General features: G+C 62.1%; 15 protein-coding genes and 3 tRNA genes. 10 read left to right on the top strand and 8 right to left on the bottom strand.

What is annotated here, in order from left to right:
* Positions 1–43: 43 nt before the first annotated feature.
* Positions 44–193: a hypothetical protein gene (locus tag GXB81_RS03550; RefSeq protein ID WP_167046539.1), complete on the top strand. Its 150-nt coding sequence runs from the start codon at positions 44–46 to the stop codon at positions 191–193.
* A gap of 351 nt (positions 194–544) precedes the next feature.
* The gene (locus GXB81_RS03555; RefSeq protein WP_205988393.1) at positions 545–1150 is read left to right on the top strand and encodes a chorismate mutase; all 606 of its coding nucleotides are present in this window, start codon (positions 545–547) and stop codon (positions 1148–1150) included.
* Between the two features lie 40 nt (positions 1151–1190).
* On the opposite strand, the gene GXB81_RS03560 is transcribed toward GXB81_RS03555, so the two are convergent.
* Positions 1191–2360, bottom strand: a complete 1170-nt coding sequence (locus GXB81_RS03560) for an exonuclease domain-containing protein (RefSeq protein WP_205988394.1) — start codon at positions 2358–2360, stop codon at positions 1191–1193.
* Between the two features lie 415 nt (positions 2361–2775).
* Complete coding sequence (locus GXB81_RS03565; protein WP_062128797.1) at positions 2776–2979, bottom strand: cold-shock protein; 204 nt, start codon at positions 2977–2979, stop codon at positions 2776–2778.
* Between the two features lie 398 nt (positions 2980–3377).
* Between GXB81_RS03565 and GXB81_RS03570 the strand changes: the two genes are divergently transcribed.
* Together GXB81_RS03570 and GXB81_RS03575 are read left to right on the top strand one after the other, a co-directional pair.
* Positions 3378–3626: a hypothetical protein gene (locus GXB81_RS03570; protein ID WP_167046530.1), complete on the top strand. Its 249-nt coding sequence runs from the start codon at positions 3378–3380 to the stop codon at positions 3624–3626.
* Positions 3627–4155: 529 nt separating this feature from the next.
* Positions 4156–5304 carry a porin gene (locus GXB81_RS03575; RefSeq protein ID WP_167281568.1) on the top strand — a complete coding sequence of 383 codons (1149 nt, stop codon included), beginning with the start codon at positions 4156–4158 and terminating at the stop codon, positions 5302–5304.
* A gap of 94 nt (positions 5305–5398) precedes the next feature.
* Here GXB81_RS03575 and greB read toward each other — a convergent pair whose 3' ends face one another.
* Complete coding sequence (gene greB / locus GXB81_RS03580; RefSeq protein WP_167046524.1) at positions 5399–5968, bottom strand: transcription elongation factor GreB; 570 nt, start codon at positions 5966–5968, stop codon at positions 5399–5401.
* Between the two features lie 127 nt (positions 5969–6095).
* On the opposite strand from greB, the gene GXB81_RS03585 reads away from it, so the two are divergent.
* Together GXB81_RS03585 and GXB81_RS03590 are read left to right on the top strand one after the other, a co-directional pair.
* A tRNA-Arg gene (locus GXB81_RS03585) sits at positions 6096–6172 on the top strand.
* A 79-nt stretch (positions 6173–6251) separates the two neighbouring features.
* Positions 6252–6328 (top strand) — tRNA-Arg (locus GXB81_RS03590).
* 130 nt (positions 6329–6458) lie between these two features.
* Here GXB81_RS03590 and GXB81_RS03595 read toward each other — a convergent pair.
* From GXB81_RS03595 to GXB81_RS03615, 5 genes are all read right to left on the bottom strand, one after another.
* A complete protein-coding gene (locus tag GXB81_RS03595; protein ID WP_167046840.1) occupies positions 6459–6944 on the bottom strand; it encodes a phage protein NinX family protein in 486 nt (161 codons plus the stop codon).
* A 145-nt stretch (positions 6945–7089) separates the two neighbouring features.
* Positions 7090–9450, bottom strand: coding sequence for a bifunctional (p)ppGpp synthetase/guanosine-3',5'-bis(diphosphate) 3'-pyrophosphohydrolase (locus GXB81_RS03600; protein WP_167281570.1), 2361 nt, complete (start codon positions 9448–9450; stop codon positions 7090–7092).
* An 82-nt stretch (positions 9451–9532) separates the two neighbouring features.
* Positions 9533–9736: a DNA-directed RNA polymerase subunit omega gene (rpoZ, locus tag GXB81_RS03605; RefSeq protein ID WP_008921215.1), complete on the bottom strand. Its 204-nt coding sequence runs from the start codon at positions 9734–9736 to the stop codon at positions 9533–9535.
* 60 nt (positions 9737–9796) lie between these two features.
* Positions 9797–10480 carry a guanylate kinase gene (gene gmk, locus GXB81_RS03610; protein ID WP_167046519.1) on the bottom strand — a complete coding sequence of 228 codons (684 nt, stop codon included), beginning with the start codon at positions 10478–10480 and terminating at the stop codon, positions 9797–9799.
* Positions 10481–10499: 19 nt separating this feature from the next.
* A complete protein-coding gene (locus GXB81_RS03615; protein WP_167046516.1) occupies positions 10500–11423 on the bottom strand; it encodes a YicC/YloC family endoribonuclease in 924 nt (307 codons plus the stop codon).
* A 485-nt stretch (positions 11424–11908) separates the two neighbouring features.
* Between GXB81_RS03615 and rph the strand changes: the two genes are divergently transcribed.
* The 4 genes from rph (at position 11909) to GXB81_RS03635 (ending at position 14701) form a co-directional block, all read left to right on the top strand.
* Entirely contained in the window at positions 11909–12646 is a 738-nt protein-coding gene (rph, locus tag GXB81_RS03620; protein ID WP_167046513.1) for a ribonuclease PH, read from the top strand.
* Positions 12643–13320 (top strand): RdgB/HAM1 family non-canonical purine NTP pyrophosphatase, encoded by a 678-nt coding sequence (gene rdgB, locus GXB81_RS03625; protein ID WP_167046510.1) that lies wholly within the window; start codon positions 12643–12645, stop codon positions 13318–13320. The genes rph and rdgB overlap by 4 nt, the downstream gene beginning before the upstream one ends.
* Positions 13317–14546 carry a radical SAM family heme chaperone HemW gene (gene hemW / locus GXB81_RS03630; protein WP_167046507.1) on the top strand — a complete coding sequence of 410 codons (1230 nt, stop codon included), beginning with the start codon at positions 13317–13319 and terminating at the stop codon, positions 14544–14546. Before rdgB ends, hemW begins: the two co-directional genes overlap by 4 nt.
* A gap of 65 nt (positions 14547–14611) precedes the next feature.
* Positions 14612–14701, top strand: a tRNA-Ser gene (locus tag GXB81_RS03635).
* Positions 14702–15174 lie beyond the last annotated feature (473 nt).

Raw genomic sequence — 15174 nt, forward strand, 5'->3', positions numbered from 1 at the left:
GCGGGGACCGAGGCAGATAATCGGTTTGTAAAGGAGAAAGATCATGGATGCCAAGCCACCGAAGATTCCGACCCCGGATAAAGTCTTTTACCCGGATCCGGAACCCGTGGGCGTCGAGTTTCTGGGTGCCGAACTGCCTGAGCATGTTCGCGCTTTTTTCGACGAACAACGCAAGTCGTACGATCCGAAGTAATCGTGCAATCATGCGGTGCAACATCGACGCGCGTGCAACAGGTACGCGCTAAATGCACGCGCCCTCATTATCGTTATAACTTTGCGTCCGACATTCGCGTCGCGACGGTAAATCGGTTCGCCTGATTACAACGATGCCGCGCCACTCAGCCAGAGTGCGTGGACGCATGCGCGTTCTTTCTGTATGCCGCGTTTGTCGTACCTTCGGGCGCATGCCCCGCGTGCGACTTCATTGAGTCTCCGCTCGCAGTTTCAGTCGCGCCGTAGTTTCAGCCGCGTAATACGCGCCGTCTGCCGGACATCATTTATTCTTCTCATTTTTCCTCAGCGGCCACCCGGCCTCGTTCACTACATGAATCGTCCGCATCGCTTCGGCGCGTCATACGCGCTCTCCGCCCTTGCACTCACCGCCAGCTTCGCCCTCGCGCCCGCTCCGGCCTTCGCCGATGGCGACGACACCGCGCTCACTAATCTGATTGCGCTGGTTTCGCAACGCCTCGCGCTCGCGGAACCGGTCGCGCGCTGGAAATGGGCCCATCATCAGGCGATCACCGATACGCCGCGCGAAAACGCCTTGCTCGCCGACGTGGAGAAGCGCGCCGCCGCGGCGAACGTCGACCCCGCGTTTGCACGCGCGTTCTTCCAGGATCAGATCGACGCGAGCAAGGACGTGCAGAACGCGCTCTTTGCCACGTGGCGCAGTACACAACCGCCGCAGGGGCCCGCGCCCGATCTCGCCGCCAGCATCCGGCCACAGCTCGACAAACTGACGCAATCGCTCATGGCCGGACTAGCGCGCGTGCAGCCGTTGCGCACGGCAGAAGATTGTCCGTCGCGTGTCGCGCGGTCGCTGGCGAGCTGGAAATCACTGACCCGCTACGACTCTGCGCATTCGAGCGCCTTGACGCGCGCGCTCGGTCACGTGTGCGAAACTGGCGGCGTCGGCGCAACCGGTTGAACCCGGCAGCGCGCCCCGACAGGATGCCCGCGAGCCTCGTTCAGACGAGGCTCGACTCAGCGCTCGACGCGCTGTTCGACCTGGGCGCCTCGCCCGATGCGCCGAGCGGCATCACGCGCAGACCGCGCGCAAGATGACTCTGCAGGATGCGATAGGTCGACAGCTCGAACGGCCCCGCGCTCGCCGACGCATGCAATTGCGCGGCGAGCGCGAGCGACGGCGCATGACCGAGGTAGCGCCAACGGTCGACCACATGAAAAACGCGCGACGCGTCCTCGCGCTCCTCGAAAACGATCGCGCCCGGAAACGGCCACGGCGCGTCCGCGGGATCGCTCTTCGTCACGCGCGGCAGGCGATTCTGGCTCGGCCGCAGCGTCGCGATCCACTGGGCTTCGGCAAGCATCGCACCCAGCTCGCCGCCGGTCGCGCGCCATTCGACCCGCCGTACCTGCTGCGCGAGCCGGATATCTTTCGACGAGCGCCGCTCGCCCGTCAGATGCGAGCGCAGCCGCTGACGCACGCGCACGCTTCGTCCGACGTAAAGCGGCGCATCGCCTTCGCCGTAGAGCGCGTACACGCCGCAGCCCGGCGGCGCGGTATCGAGCAGGTCTTCGGTGATGTCGCCGGCCAGCCGGTAGCGCCGCGTGGTGCGCTCGATCTGCGCGCGCAGCACCTCGGGCGGCACGAGTGCAGGCAGACGCTGCCAGAACTGCCAGATCAGATCGGCATCGGCGAGCGCGCGGTGGCGATCGGCGGGCACGAGCGCGTGACGCTCGACGAGCGCATCGAGCCCATGGCGCTTTTCGGCGGGAAACAGCGCACGCGATAGCCGCACCGTGCACAGGACGTCGGGATCGAACGCGAGCCCCGCACGACGAAACTCGCCGCGCAGAAATCCGCGATCGAAACTCGCGTTGTGCGCGACGAACAGCTTGCCATTCAGGCGCTCGAAAAGCGCCGGGGCGATCGACTCGAAGGTCGGCGCGCCGCGCACCATTTCATTCGTGATACCGGTGAGTTGCTGGATAAACGAGGGAATCGGCTGCTGCGGGTCGATCAGACTGCTCCAGCGCGATACGCCGGCGGGCCCCACCTCGACGACGCCGACTTCGGTGATACGGTGCTCGCTCGTCGAGCCGCCCGTCGTTTCAAGATCGACGAAGACAATTGGTACATCCAGGGCCGGTTGCGGCGAAAACTGTTCAGACATGGAGGAAAAGAAGGCTTTAGACGCGTGACTTTGCGGCAAGTATGCACCAGTTATGCACCAGCCAAGCGTTATGCATTCAGGTGGCATCGCGCGACGCCCGCGAAACCGGGGAGCAAAAGCCGTTATGCAAGAAGGCGCAGTTTGCTGCTGACATTGAACGGACATTGAGCGGCGGCGGAATAATCCGCCTTGGCAGTCCGTCAGGCAGCCATTAGGCGGCAGTCAAAGCGGGACTATTCAAGAGTAGTCGAATTGCATTTTCTCCGTTATAGCCCGGGAGCCGTATTTTTGAACCATGCGGTTACACAAATAAGTGGCCACCCTTTAAATCTGTCCGAAAAATAAAAACCCCCGCACTTCGGCGAGGGTTCTCTCCTGATACGGCCGGAACCCAGGTCCCGGCGCGACGCAAATCCTACAGCGGCTGGATATTGGCCGCCTGCTTGCCCTTCGGGCTCGTCTTGACCTCGAAGGACACGCGCTGGTTTTCCTTCAGCGACTTGAAGCCTTCGCTACGAATCTCCGAAAAGTGCGCAAAGAGGTCCTCGCCGCCCGTATCCGAAGTGATAAAACCAAAACCCTTAGCATCGTTGAACCATTTGACGACACCAGTTTCCATTTTCCGCTTTCCTCTATGATTTATCAAAATCGGGCATTGCCCCGAATTGTTCCAATCCCGAATTCATCGGCGCTAATAGCTGACTATTGAAATACAGTATCGCCCAATGAAATGCAGCCTTGCCGTTATACGGGCAACCAGGAATCGTCGTCAAGTAAACTTTTCGTATGCGTTTAGCTCATTACGAGATAAATACACAATCCGCATCAAAATAAAAATATTCCGTCAATCTTACCGGGCAAGATTTAATCCACATCAAGCAACGGCAAAAATTGCGGCGTCACGTCAATTAAATGTAACGAAACCCTGGTTTCGGTAAGTGTTTGTCCGACTTGCTGCAGTGCATTCGTAATCGCATGATGCCAAGCAAGGGTAGCGATGCGCATCGGGAGGTTGCCATGCTCTTCAATGAAATTCGCCGTCTTTTCACCTGGCTTGCTCACTCGCGCACAAAGGTGGTTTCCGACCAGCCCGCCCGGGTTGCGGACACCCCCAGCGCTTTCGATTTCGATCCGATGTGGCACGGGGATCACTGGCAAAACCTGCTGTCCTCGCCGATGGACGCACGCCGTTACGTGATCGAAGACTGGAGCGTGGCGACCGCGGCCGACTGGAACGAGGCCGACGGCACGGCGCCGGCGCACTAGGCTGACCCGCGAATATAGAGTCCGCAGATAAAAAAAAGCGCGACTGGGAAGTCGCGCCGACAAAGGTTTGGAGATCTTTTTCGTCAACGAAAAAGTCTGCTTCGGAAAGCAGAACTTTCAGTATAGCGGCCATACGCGATTTCGTTTATTCGCACTATTAACAACCATCTATTGCCGCAATAACAACAATCGTTTTTCGTGTTTCTTTTCGTTGCTTTTTTGCATCGATTTGTGTCGCGGATCAACAACGCAATTCTCGCCATTCTCCTTCCGGGCTATCTCAATATGGCGCAAAGCCTTTACCTATAAGGCCCAAGCGGCATTCATACATCGTTTCCGGCTGCGTAATACTTTATTGCGAAAATCGGAATGCCCACTTCCGGAAGTGTCTCTCTACACTCTGCCTAATCGGAAACCGGCGCGAAGAATCTGATCGACGCGCTTCTCACGCGAATTCCGCTTCTCGCAGCGCCGCGTGAAGGTCTCCCAAGCCAGGGTTCAAACCTCTCTCGCTCTTGGAGTTATATCAATGAAGAAGACACTCATGGTCGCCGCCCTCACGGGCGTTTTCGCAACCGCAGCGCATGCCCAGAGCAGCGTCACCCTGTACGGCCTGATCGACGCCGGCATCACCTTCACGAACAACCAGCACGGCCACAGCAACTGGCAAATGACGAGCGGCTCGGTCAACGGCAGCCGCTTCGGCCTGCGTGGCGCCGAAGACCTCGGCGGCGGCCTGAAGGCTATCTTCACGTTGGAAAACGGCTTCGGCATCAATGACGGCACGCTCAAGCAGAACAGCCGCATTTTCGGCCGTCAGGCTTTCGTGGGTCTGTCGAGCGACCAGTTCGGCGCCGTCACCCTCGGCCGTCAATATGACAGCATGGTCGACTACGTCGCCCCGCTGGCGCTGACCGGCACGCAATACGGTGGCACGCAGTTCGCGCACCCGTTCGACAACGACAACCTGAACAACTCGTTCCGGATCAACAACTCGATCAAGTTCCAGAGCGCGAACTACGGCGGCTTCAAGTTCGGCGCGTTGTACGGCTTCTCGAACCAGGCTGACGGCTTCTCGAACAACCGCGCCTACAGCGCGGGCGCGTCGTACAACTGGGGCGGCCTGAACGTCGCGGCCGCTTACCTGCAACTGAACAGCAACGGCGCGAACAGCGCGGCGGCGGCGTTCAACTCGGGTGGCGCGGTATCGGGCGACAACACGTTCTTCGCGGCTCGTCAGCAAACGTGGGGCGCAGGTGCCAACTACGCGTTCGGCCCGGCAACGGTCGGCCTCGTGTACTCGCAGACGAACCTGCAAGGTCTCGCCGGCATCAGCCAGAGCGCATCGGGTATCTCGGGCGGCGTTGGCCTCCCGACCAACAGCGCCCAGTTCCAGAACATCGAAGCCAATGCCCGTTACGCTCTGACGCCGGCACTGAGCCTCGCGGCTGCGTACACGTACACGCGTGCAAACCTGTCCAGCACGCACGTGCACTGGAACCAGGTCGACCTGCAAACCGCCTATGCGCTGTCCAAGCGTACCGACGTGTACCTGCAGGGCGTTTATCAGGCAGCGAACGAAGGATCGATCGTCGACGCCAACATCAATGGCCTCGGCGCAGCTTCGGGCAACAACAAGCAAGTCGCTGTGACGGCGGGTCTGCGTCACCGCTTCTAAAAACTGCTGAGGTATTCGCAGTAAAAAGGCGCCGTTCGCGGCGCCTTTTTTTATGCCTGCGCTGCGCCCTGCCCGGGCGCTCAACCGCTGTTGCCTAGCCGCCGTTATCGGGCGGCGGATATTTGACGTCGAGAATATCGATCGGCTGCGGGCCTGCCGGTGTGAACAACGTGACCGTATCGCCGACTTTCGCCTTGAGCAGCGCACGCGCAATCGGCGAAATCCAGCTGACGTGGCCGACGTCCAGATCGACCTCGTCGATGCCGACGATCGTCACGGTATGGTCCTCGCCATCTTCCGTTGCATATTCGACGGTCGCGCCGAAGAAAACCTGATCGACATTCTCCTGCCTGCTGCTATCGACCACTTCAGCGAGATCGAGCCGCTTGGTCAGAAAGCGGATGCGCCGGTCGATTTCCCGTAGACGGCGTTTGCCGTAGATGTAATCGCCATTCTCCGAGCGGTCGCCATTCGACGCCGCCCACGACACGAGCTTGACCACGTCCGGTCGCTCGACATCGATCAGATTCAGCAGTTCATCACGCATACGCCGGTAGCCGGCAGGCGTCATGTAGTTTTTGGTGCCCGCGGGTACATCGGGCTGAGCGACGTCGAGATCGTCGTCACTGTCTTCGCTCGACTCTTTGACAAAGGCCTTGTTCATAGTGATCCAGTAACAGCAGCAAGCTACAACAACGTCCCAAGATGGTTACACGATCAGGCCTGTGACACAAATCTCCGTGATGGACTTCCATTTTTGGAATCCATTGGCTATAATCTCGTTTCTGTGTGCGGCTGTAGCTCAGTTGGATAGAGTACTTGGCTACGAACCAAGGGGTCGTGGGTTCGAATCCTGCCAGCCGCGCCACCTTATTCAAGGGCTTTCCTCTGGGAAGCCCTCAAGTTTTACCGATTTCATTGCTGTAATGCATCACCTGTTTTTGCGTGCGGCTGTAGCTCAGTTGGATAGAGTACTTGGCTACGAACCAAGGGGTCGTGGGTTCGAATCCTGCCAGCCGCACCACCTATGAAGGGCCTTCCAGTCGGAAGGCCCTTTGTTTTTTCCTGGCGCCCATCGGGTGCGTTATCGGACGGCCGCGAAGCGTTCTTACAGGAAGATACGCATACCGTTGCGGCGATAGTCGTCGGCGGTTTTATCGCGGCGACGACTGGATATCCCCAATCTGCCCATCCGGACGCGGCAGATCCTCGACAAAACCACCCACCGTCTGCTCGCTGATCGCCACGGCCCGCGCACCAGTCAATGCCTGCGTCTCGCGCAGCACGTCGCTCACGGTAACGCCGAAATGGCTCGCGACGAACGCCCGCAACAACGCCGTACGCAACGACTCTCCCCGCCCTTGCGCAGCACCATGCCCGCCCTGGAATTCCGCAACGCATACGGCACCGGCCTCGCCCTGCTCGCGCACGTCCAGCCGCCGCGCACGCTCGAGCACGACCACGGCAGTCTCCCACGACGTGGACGGCGTAAAGCGGCCATCCCACGGACGACCACGGTCATTGCCGCGAATCGCAACGATCTCGCCGCTATCGGTAAAGTAAATTTCGCGCACGAAGTCATGCAGGCTGCGGGCCACCCAATAATCGAGCGCCACGCCATTGAGGTCGGCTACGTTCATCAGCATTCCCCCAGTCGGTGAGACTTGCCTTCAGGCCACGCTCCGGATGCCGCACGAGGAATGCAAGAACCGCAGGCCAGCTACGGCGAGAGCACGGTCAAAACGAGCTTGCCGCGCAATCAGAACCCAAGCCGATACGCTCGACTCAATAGTCCGCGCGCTCGCGATCGACCCGCATGCCGCCATCGTGGCGGTGGTGCCCTTCCTCGCTCGGCCTCTCCCGCGTGATACGCATCACGTCCGGATTCGTGCGCACGCGGCGCATCACGTTGGCGAGATGGACACGATCGCTGACCTGGATCACGAAGCGCAGAATCGTGGATTCCTGCGACAAATCCTCGTCCATCGCGATATGCACGATGTTCGCGTCCGCCGACGTGATATCGGCCGCCACGCGGGCAAACACGCCCTTCGTGTTCTTGACCAGCACCTTCACGGCGACGTCGAACAGACGCCCCGGCTGCGGCGCCCATGCGACGTCGATCCAGCGGCCCGGATCGCGCCGGTGGATACGCTGCGCGACGCGGCAGTCGGTCGTGTGGATCGCCATGCCGAGGCCGATGCCGATATAGCCCATGATGTCGTCGCCCGGAATCGGCCGGCAGCACGCGGACAATTGCACCGACATCCCCTCGGTGCCCGTAATCACGACCGGCGGCGCATGCGGCGCCGAACCAGACTCGGAACGCGAGCCGTCGTCGTCGGCGTCGCGCCCGCTCATCAGCACTTCGATGCGCTTGGCCATGACCGCCGCGACACGCCGGCCGAGACCGATGTCCGCGAAAATTTCCTGGCGGTTCTTGTTGCCCGTCCATTGCACGAGCTTTTCCCACGCTTCCGGCGTCACGTCCGACAGCGCGAGCCCGTAGCCCTTCAGCGCCTGATCGACGAGACGTTCGCCGAGCTGCACGGACTCGTTCAGGCGCATCGTCTTCAGATAATGACGGATCGCCGAGCGCGCTTTGCCGCTGCGCACAAAACCGAGCCACGCCGGATTCGGCTTCGAATACGGCGCCGTGATGACCTCGACGATGTCGCCGCTCTTCAACTCCGTACGCAGCGGCAGCAACTCGTTGTTGATCTTCACGGCGACGCACTGGTTGCCGAGATCGCTGTGAATCGAATACGCGAAGTCGAGCGCGGTGGCGCCGCGCGGCAGCGCCATGATCTTCGACTTCGGCGTAAACACGTAGACCGCGTCCGGGAACAGATCGATCTTGACGTGTTCGAGGAATTCGCTCGAATCGCCCGCTTCGCTCTGGATGTCGAGCAGCGACTTCAGCCACTGGTGCGCGCGCTTCTGCACGTCGTTCAGATCGGCGCTGCCGTTCTTGTAGAGCCAGTGCGCGGCGACACCCGCCTCGGCGATCTCGTGCATCTTGCGCGTGCGCACCTGAAACTCGATCGGCGCGCCGAACGGGCCGACGAGCGTGGTGTGCAGCGACTGATAGCCGTTCACCTTCGGGATCGCGATGTAGTCCTTGAACTTGCCCGGCACCGGCTTGAAGAGCGCGTGCAGCGCGCCGATGCAGGTATAGCATTCGAGCGCGCTCTCGACGACCACGCGAAAACCGTACACGTCGAGCACCTGCGAGAACGACAACTGCTTGTCGCGCATCTTCTTGTAGATGCTGAAGATGGTTTTCTCGCGGCCGGTGACCTCGGCGTCGATCTTCGCATCCGAGATCGCGCGCTGCACCGATTCGAGAATCTTGCCGACCACCTCGCGCCGATTGCCGCGCGCCGCCTTGACGGCTTTTTCGAGCGTGGCGTAACGGTGCGGGTTGAAGTTCGCGAAGCTCAGGTCCTGCAGCTCGCGATAGGTATTGTTCAGGCCGAGCCGGTGCGCGATCGGCGCGTAAATGTCGAGCGTTTCGCGCGCCACGCGGCGGCGCTTCTCCGGCGGCACGGCACCGAGCGTGCGCATGTTGTGCAGGCGGTCGGCCAGCTTGACGAGAATCACGCGCACGTCGCGCGCCATCGCGAGCAGCATCTTGCGGAAGTTCTCCGCCTGCGCTTCCTCGCGATTGCGAAACTCCATCTTGTCCAGCTTGGACAACCCGTCGACCAGTTCCGCGACCTTCGCGCCGAAACGCTCGGCGAGCTCCGCCTTGGTCACGCCCTGGTCTTCCATCACGTCGTGCAGCAGCGCCGCCATGATCGCCTGGGCGTCGAGATTCCAGCCCGCGCAGATTTCCGCGACGGCGACCGGATGCGTGATGTAGGGCTCGCCGCTCTGGCGATACTGGCCGAGGTGGGCTTCGTCGCTGAAATGGAAGGCCGCCTTGATGCCCTTGATCTCTTCCGGCTGCAGATAGCCGGACAGGGCGGACGTCAGCCTGGCGATGGAAACGACGTCATGCCGGCGCGGCTGCTCCGGCGTGGCGGTCGGCCCGAACAGATGGCGGAACGACTGTTCGAGGACCGCGTCGATGTACTTGCGTGCAGACGAGGGCGAGTCGGCGTCGTGATCCACTTCCGTGGCGGTGGGCGGGGTGGTACTCATGGTCGCCTCCGTAGCGGTCAGGGTTGGACGCAGGTCTGCACGTTCAAATTACACGGCAATCAACAACGAAAAACAGCGCGCCTTAAACCGGCACCTTCTTCAGCATTTCGACGCCGACCTGGCCCGACGCGATTTCACGCAGCGCGAGCACGGTGGGCTTGTCGCGGCTTTCGATCTTCGGCGTGTGGCCTTGCGCGAGCTGACGCGCGCGATAGGTTGCGGCAAGCGCGAGTTCGAAACGATTCGGGATCTGTTTGAGACAGTCTTCGACGGTAATGCGGGCCATGTTGGGTTCCTTCTCAGTATGTTGCTTATTCTACCTTATGTGCTCGACACGACGCCGCGCTCACGCGTGCGGCAGATGGATGCCGAGCTGCATGAAAAGCTGCGTGTGACGCGCGTACTGCGAGGCGAAGCGCGAGCGCGTCGCGCCGACGAGGCAGCGCAATTCGGCGAGTGCGCGATCGAAGTTCTCGTTGATCACGACGTACTCCGCCTCGGCCGCGTGCGCGATCTCGCCGCCGGCCGCGAGCAGGCGTCGCGTGATCACGTTCGGCTCGTCCTGACCGCGCTTTTTCAGACGCTCCTCGAGCGCTTCGAGCGACGGCGGCAGAATGAAAATTTCCACCGCGTTGTGAAACTGCTTCTTGACCTGCTGCGCGCCCTGCCAGTCGATTTCGAGCAGCACGTCATGGCCGTTTTTCATCTGCTCCTCGATCCAGACGCGCGAGGTGCCGTAGTAGTTGCCGTGCACTTCCGCGCTTTCGAGGAACTCGCCCGCGTCGTGGCGCTGCATGAAATCTTCGACGGTCGTGAAGTGGTAGTGCTCGCCGTCCTGTTCCTTCGGACGCGGCGGGCGCGTCGTGTACGAAATCGACAGACGGATCGCGTCGTCGCCCGCGAGCAAGGCATTCACGAGCGTCGACTTGCCGGCGCCCGACGGCGCGACGACCATGAACAGATTGCCGGGATAAGCGCCGGCGTACGGATGGCGCGGCGCGCTGCTTTCGCGTGGGTGGTGGTCGGTCATGATGTGGGGTGCTCCAGCCTTATTCGAGATTCTGTACCTGCTCGCGCATCTGCTCGATCAGGAGCTTCAGCGTCATCGACGAATCCGCGAGTTCCTTGGCCGCCGCCTTCGAGCCGAGCGTGTTCGCTTCGCGGTTCAGCTCCTGCATCATGAAGTCGAGCCGCTTGCCGACCTTGCCGCCCTTCTCGATCACGTGACGCGTTTCGTTCAGGTGCGCGGTGAGGCGCGACAGTTCTTCGGCGATGTCGATGCGGATGCCGTACATCGTCACTTCCTGGCGAATCCGTTCGTTGATCTCCTCGCGCGAGACGATCGTCGCGGCCGCGTCGGGCGCGGCGATGCCGAGTGCTTCCTGCAGACGCTCGACGATCTTCTGCTGATGCCGCGTGATCAGCTCCGGCACGAGCGGGGTGATCTTCGCGACGATCGCCTCCATTTCGGTAACGTTGGCGAGCAGCATGTTCGCGAGTTGCGCGCCTTCGCGCGCGCGCACGTCGATCAGGTCGGCGATGGCCTGCTTGCCGCAGGCGAGCACCGCGTCGCGCAGTGTCTCGGGCGCGATGCCGCTTTCGGCGAGCACGCCCGGCCAGCGCAGAATTTCACCGGTGCGCAGACGGCCGGCTTCAGGGAACGTCGAAAGCACCGTGCGTTCGAGCAGCGCGAGTTGTTCGAGCGCGTCGCGGTTGAGCGCACCCGCGTTCGCCGACTGCTCGCTGCGCTGCAGATTCACGCGGATGTCGACCTTACCGCGCGACAGCTTGTTCATCAGCATTTCGCGCAGCGTCGGTTCGACGACGCGCACGTCTTCCGGCATGCGGAAATTCAGATCGAGAAAGCGCGAGTTCACCGTGCGCAGTTCGACCGACACGCTCACGCCGCCAGTACCCGAGGCCGCCACGAGTTCGCGCGTGGCGCTCGCATAGCCAGTCATGCTGTAGATCATCGTATTTCTCGCGATTGCGGCCATGCGTTCGACGCCGGCCTGAGAAGCGGATCGCCCGGCGTGTACGAGACGCGAGGCGGGGAACCGGCATTATCCCATTTTTGCTCGCGCCGCCCGCCCGAAGCGGGCGCGCAAGCGGGCCGGCATGCGCTCGCAGGAGGACAATCGGAGCGACGGCATGGTTGCGAACCGTTACGCGCGGCAGCACGTCGTTGCGTGCGAACGGCATGCGAACGTTCGGTGCGAACGCTCGTCGAAAAGCAGGACGATATGCCGCCGGCAACATGGCGCGCTTGCGCTCGCCGCAATCGCATTCCTCATGCGAAGCTGCGTTTGCCCGGCATCGGTTTTTGCTCCGGTTGCCATAGGAGCCTCCCCGCACGTGGCCTCGCGCATCGTTCGCCCGCGTCGCCGCGCCACCCGATCGGCGGTAAAATTGCGCCTTTCCCCCGCCTTCCTTCCGACCTCTTTCGACCCTATCCGACATGATCAACGACACCCGCCGCCCCAGCGGCCGCCAGGCCAACCAGTTGCGCGACGTGCGCATCACGCGTCATTACACGAAGCACGCCGAGGGCTCGGTGCTGGTCGAGTTCGGCGACACCAAGGTCATCTGCACGGCGAGCGTCAACGAAAGCGTGCCGCCGTTTCTGCGCGACCGCGGCCAGGGCTGGCTCACCGCCGAATACGGCATGCTGCCGCGCGCCACGCATACGCGCAGCGACCGCGAAGCCGCGCGCGGCAAGCAGACCGGCCGCACCCAGGAAATCCAGCGCCTGATCGGCCGCGCGCTGCGCTCGGTGTTCGATCTCGAGAAGCTCGGCGCGCGCACCATCCATATCGATTGCGACGTGATCCAGGCCGACGGCGGCACACGCACGGCGAGCATCACGGGCGCGTTCGTCGCCGCGCATGACGCGGTCGCGAAACTGCTCGCGACGGGCCGCATCGAAAGCTCGCCGATCAGCGATTACGTCGCGGCGATCTCGGTCGGCGTGTACGACGGCATGCCGGTGCTCGACCTCGACTACGACGAGGACTCGCAATGCGACACCGACATGAACGTCGTGATGACGGGCTCGGGCGGTTTCGTCGAAGTTCAGGGCACCGCGGAAGGCGTGCCGTTCTCGCGCGATGAAATGAATGCGCTGCTCGATCTCGCGAGCGACGGCATCGACACGCTGATCGCAAAGCAGAAGCAGGCGCTGGGAGTGCAGCAGTGAACGACGCGCGCAAGGACGGCGGCACGCCCCGCGCCAACGGCGCCAACCCGGCGGGCGCGCCGTTGCACATGCCGCTGAAAAAAGTCGTGCTCGCCTCGAACAACGCGGGCAAGCTGCGCGAATTCGCGGCGCTGCTCGGCGCGGCCGGCATCGAACTGATCGCTCAAGGCGAGCTGAACGTGCCGGAAGCGGAAGAGCCGCATCCGACCTTCGTCGAAAACGCGCTGACCAAGGCGCGCCACGCGGCCAGGCTCACCGGCCTGCCCGCGCTCGCCGACGACTCGGGCCTCTGCGTGCGCGCGCTACGCGGCGCGCCGGGCGTCTATTCGGCACGCTACGCACAGCTTGCCGGCGGCGAGAAAAGCGACGCGGCGAACAATGCACGGCTGGTCGACGAATTGCGAGGCGCGAGCGATCGCCACGGTTACTACTACTGCGTGCTCGCGCTCGTGCGTCACGCGGACGACCCCGAGCCGCTGATCGCCGAAGGCCGCTGGCACGGCGAAATCCTCGACGCGCCGCGCGGCGAACACGGCTTCGGCTACGACCCGTACTTCTATCTGCCGTCGCTGAACGCGAGCGCCGCCGAACTCGAACCCGCGGTGAAGAACGCCAGCAGCCATCGCGCGATCGCGTTGCGGCAACTGCTCGCGCGTCTGTCGGAGGAAGCGTGATTCCGATCAAGCCAACGCCGGCCGACGTCGGCAACGGCGTCATTCAGGCATTCACATCGCCGGGCAGTATCCGGCTGACCTCGCTGCCTCCGCTTGCGCTCTACGTGCATTTTCCGTGGTGCGTGCGCAAGTGCCCGTATTGCGATTTCAATTCGCACGAGTGGAAAGGCGAGACGTTTCCGGAGCACGACTACCTCGACGCGCTGCGCGCCGATCTCGAGATGGCGTTGCCGCTCGTGTGGGGCCGTCAGGTGCATACGGTGTTTATCGGCGGGGGCACGCCGAGCCTGCTGTCGGCGGCGGGACTCGAGCGCATGCTGTCGGACATTCGCGCGCTGCTGCCGCTCGACGCCGATGCCGAAATCACGCTCGAAGCGAACCCCGGTACGTTCGAAGCGGACAAGTTCGCGCAGTTTCGCGCGAGCGGCGTGAACCGGCTCTCAGTGGGCATCCAGAGTTTCAACGAGGCGCATCTGAAAGCGCTCGGCCGTATTCACGACGCGGCCCAGGCGCGCCATGCGGTCGAAGTCGCCGCGACCACATTCGAGAATTTCAACCTCGACCTGATGTTTGCGTTGCCGCAGCAGACGCTCGCCGAATGCCAGACCGACGTCGAAACAGCGCTGTCGTTCGCGCCGCCGCATCTGTCGCTGTACCACCTCACGCTCGAACCGAACACGCTGTTCGCGAAGTTCCCGCCCGCGTTGCCCGACGACGATGCGTCGGCCGACATGCAGGACTGGATTCATCAACGCACGGCCGAGGCCGGCTACGAGCGCTACGAGGTGTCGGCGTATGCGAAGCCGCATCGGCGAAGCAAGCACAACCTGAACTATTGGCGTTTTGGCGACTATCTCGGCATCGGCGCGGGCGCGCATACGAAGCTGTCGTTTCCGAATCGCGTGCTGCGCCAGGCGCGCTACAAGCATCCCGCGACGTTCATCGAGCAGGCGAAGGCCGGCGCGGCCGTGCAGGAAGAGCACGAGGTCGGGCCGCGCGATCTGCCGTTCGAATTCATGCTGAATGCGCTGCGGCTCGTGGAGGGGTTTCCGGTGCATCGCTTCGCCGAGCGCACCGGCCTTTCGATGACCACGATCGAGCCGGCGTTGCAGGAAGCCGAGCGGCGCAAGCTCATCACGCGCGATCACGAAAAGATCGCGCCGACACCGCTCGGCCAGGCGTTCCTGAACGATTTGCAGGCGCTGTTTCTGAAGGATGCGCGTTAATTCGCGGTAGCCGAGGCCCAACCGGGCTCCGCGACCGGCAATTTTCAGGTTACAATTTGCGGTTTGGAGGTGTGGCCGAGTGGTTTAAGGCACCGGTCTTGAAAACCGGCGAAGGAGCAATCCTTCCGTGAGTTCGAATCTCACCGCCTCCGCCAGTTTTGATCGATGAAACCCCGTAGATCGCGAGATGTGCGGGGTTTTGTTTTTGCTGTCCAGCATCGAGCACGAACTCGTTTCCAGCCCATCCCTGACCGATACCGGGATTCGCGCGCCTTCTGGATGCCTCCATACGTCGGCCTGCCCATATTCGGGCGTTCGCCATTCGAATCATGGCGTGTTACAGGCGCTCCACTTTCATCCCAATCCCATAGCAAAACACTGGAACCGCCTGGTAGGCTGAGATCCCGATAAAAATGGAAATGATGGGAATTTCTCAGTGATCCAGATCAATAACGATGACGATGGTGTTCGTGTTGTACTGAGTGCTCCGCAACTGGCCGCAGTACTAACACGCCAGTCGATCAGCCCGACGGAAATGCAAGGTCACCGTTGTTCTTCGGCATAAGGCATACAACGGAATGCCATATTTCATTCTTACCGCCTATCTGGATATCTAATTGAGGGGAAT

The organism is Paraburkholderia sp. Ac-20336 (genome assembly GCF_017105025.1).
Classification (GTDB): Bacteria; Pseudomonadota; Gammaproteobacteria; order Burkholderiales; family Burkholderiaceae; genus Paraburkholderia.

Coding starts and splice junctions, on each gene's coding strand:
- GXB81_RS03570 (WP_167046530.1), top strand. CDS start 3,378: ATGCTCTTCAATGAAATTCGCCGTCTTTTCACCTGGCTTGCTCACTCG.
- rpoZ (WP_008921215.1), bottom strand. CDS start 9,736: ATGGCCCGCATTACCGTCGAAGACTGTCTCAAACAGATCCCGAATCGT.
- gmk (WP_167046519.1), bottom strand. CDS start 10,480: ATGACCGACCACCACCCACGCGAAAGCAGCGCGCCGCGCCATCCGTAC.
- GXB81_RS03560 (WP_205988394.1), bottom strand. CDS start 2,360: ATGTCTGAACAGTTTTCGCCGCAACCGGCCCTGGATGTACCAATTGTC.
- GXB81_RS03615 (WP_167046516.1), bottom strand. CDS start 11,423: ATGATCTACAGCATGACTGGCTATGCGAGCGCCACGCGCGAACTCGTG.
- rph (WP_167046513.1), top strand. CDS start 11,909: ATGATCAACGACACCCGCCGCCCCAGCGGCCGCCAGGCCAACCAGTTG.
- GXB81_RS03600 (WP_167281570.1), bottom strand. CDS start 9,450: ATGAGTACCACCCCGCCCACCGCCACGGAAGTGGATCACGACGCCGAC.
- GXB81_RS03550 (WP_167046539.1), top strand. CDS start 44: ATGGATGCCAAGCCACCGAAGATTCCGACCCCGGATAAAGTCTTTTAC.
- GXB81_RS03595 (WP_167046840.1), bottom strand. CDS start 6,944: ATGAACGTAGCCGACCTCAATGGCGTGGCGCTCGATTATTGGGTGGCC.
- GXB81_RS03575 (WP_167281568.1), top strand. CDS start 4,156: ATGAAGAAGACACTCATGGTCGCCGCCCTCACGGGCGTTTTCGCAACC.
- GXB81_RS03565 (WP_062128797.1), bottom strand. CDS start 2,979: ATGGAAACTGGTGTCGTCAAATGGTTCAACGATGCTAAGGGTTTTGGT.
- greB (WP_167046524.1), bottom strand. CDS start 5,968: ATGAACAAGGCCTTTGTCAAAGAGTCGAGCGAAGACAGTGACGACGAT.
- GXB81_RS03555 (WP_205988393.1), top strand. CDS start 545: ATGAATCGTCCGCATCGCTTCGGCGCGTCATACGCGCTCTCCGCCCTT.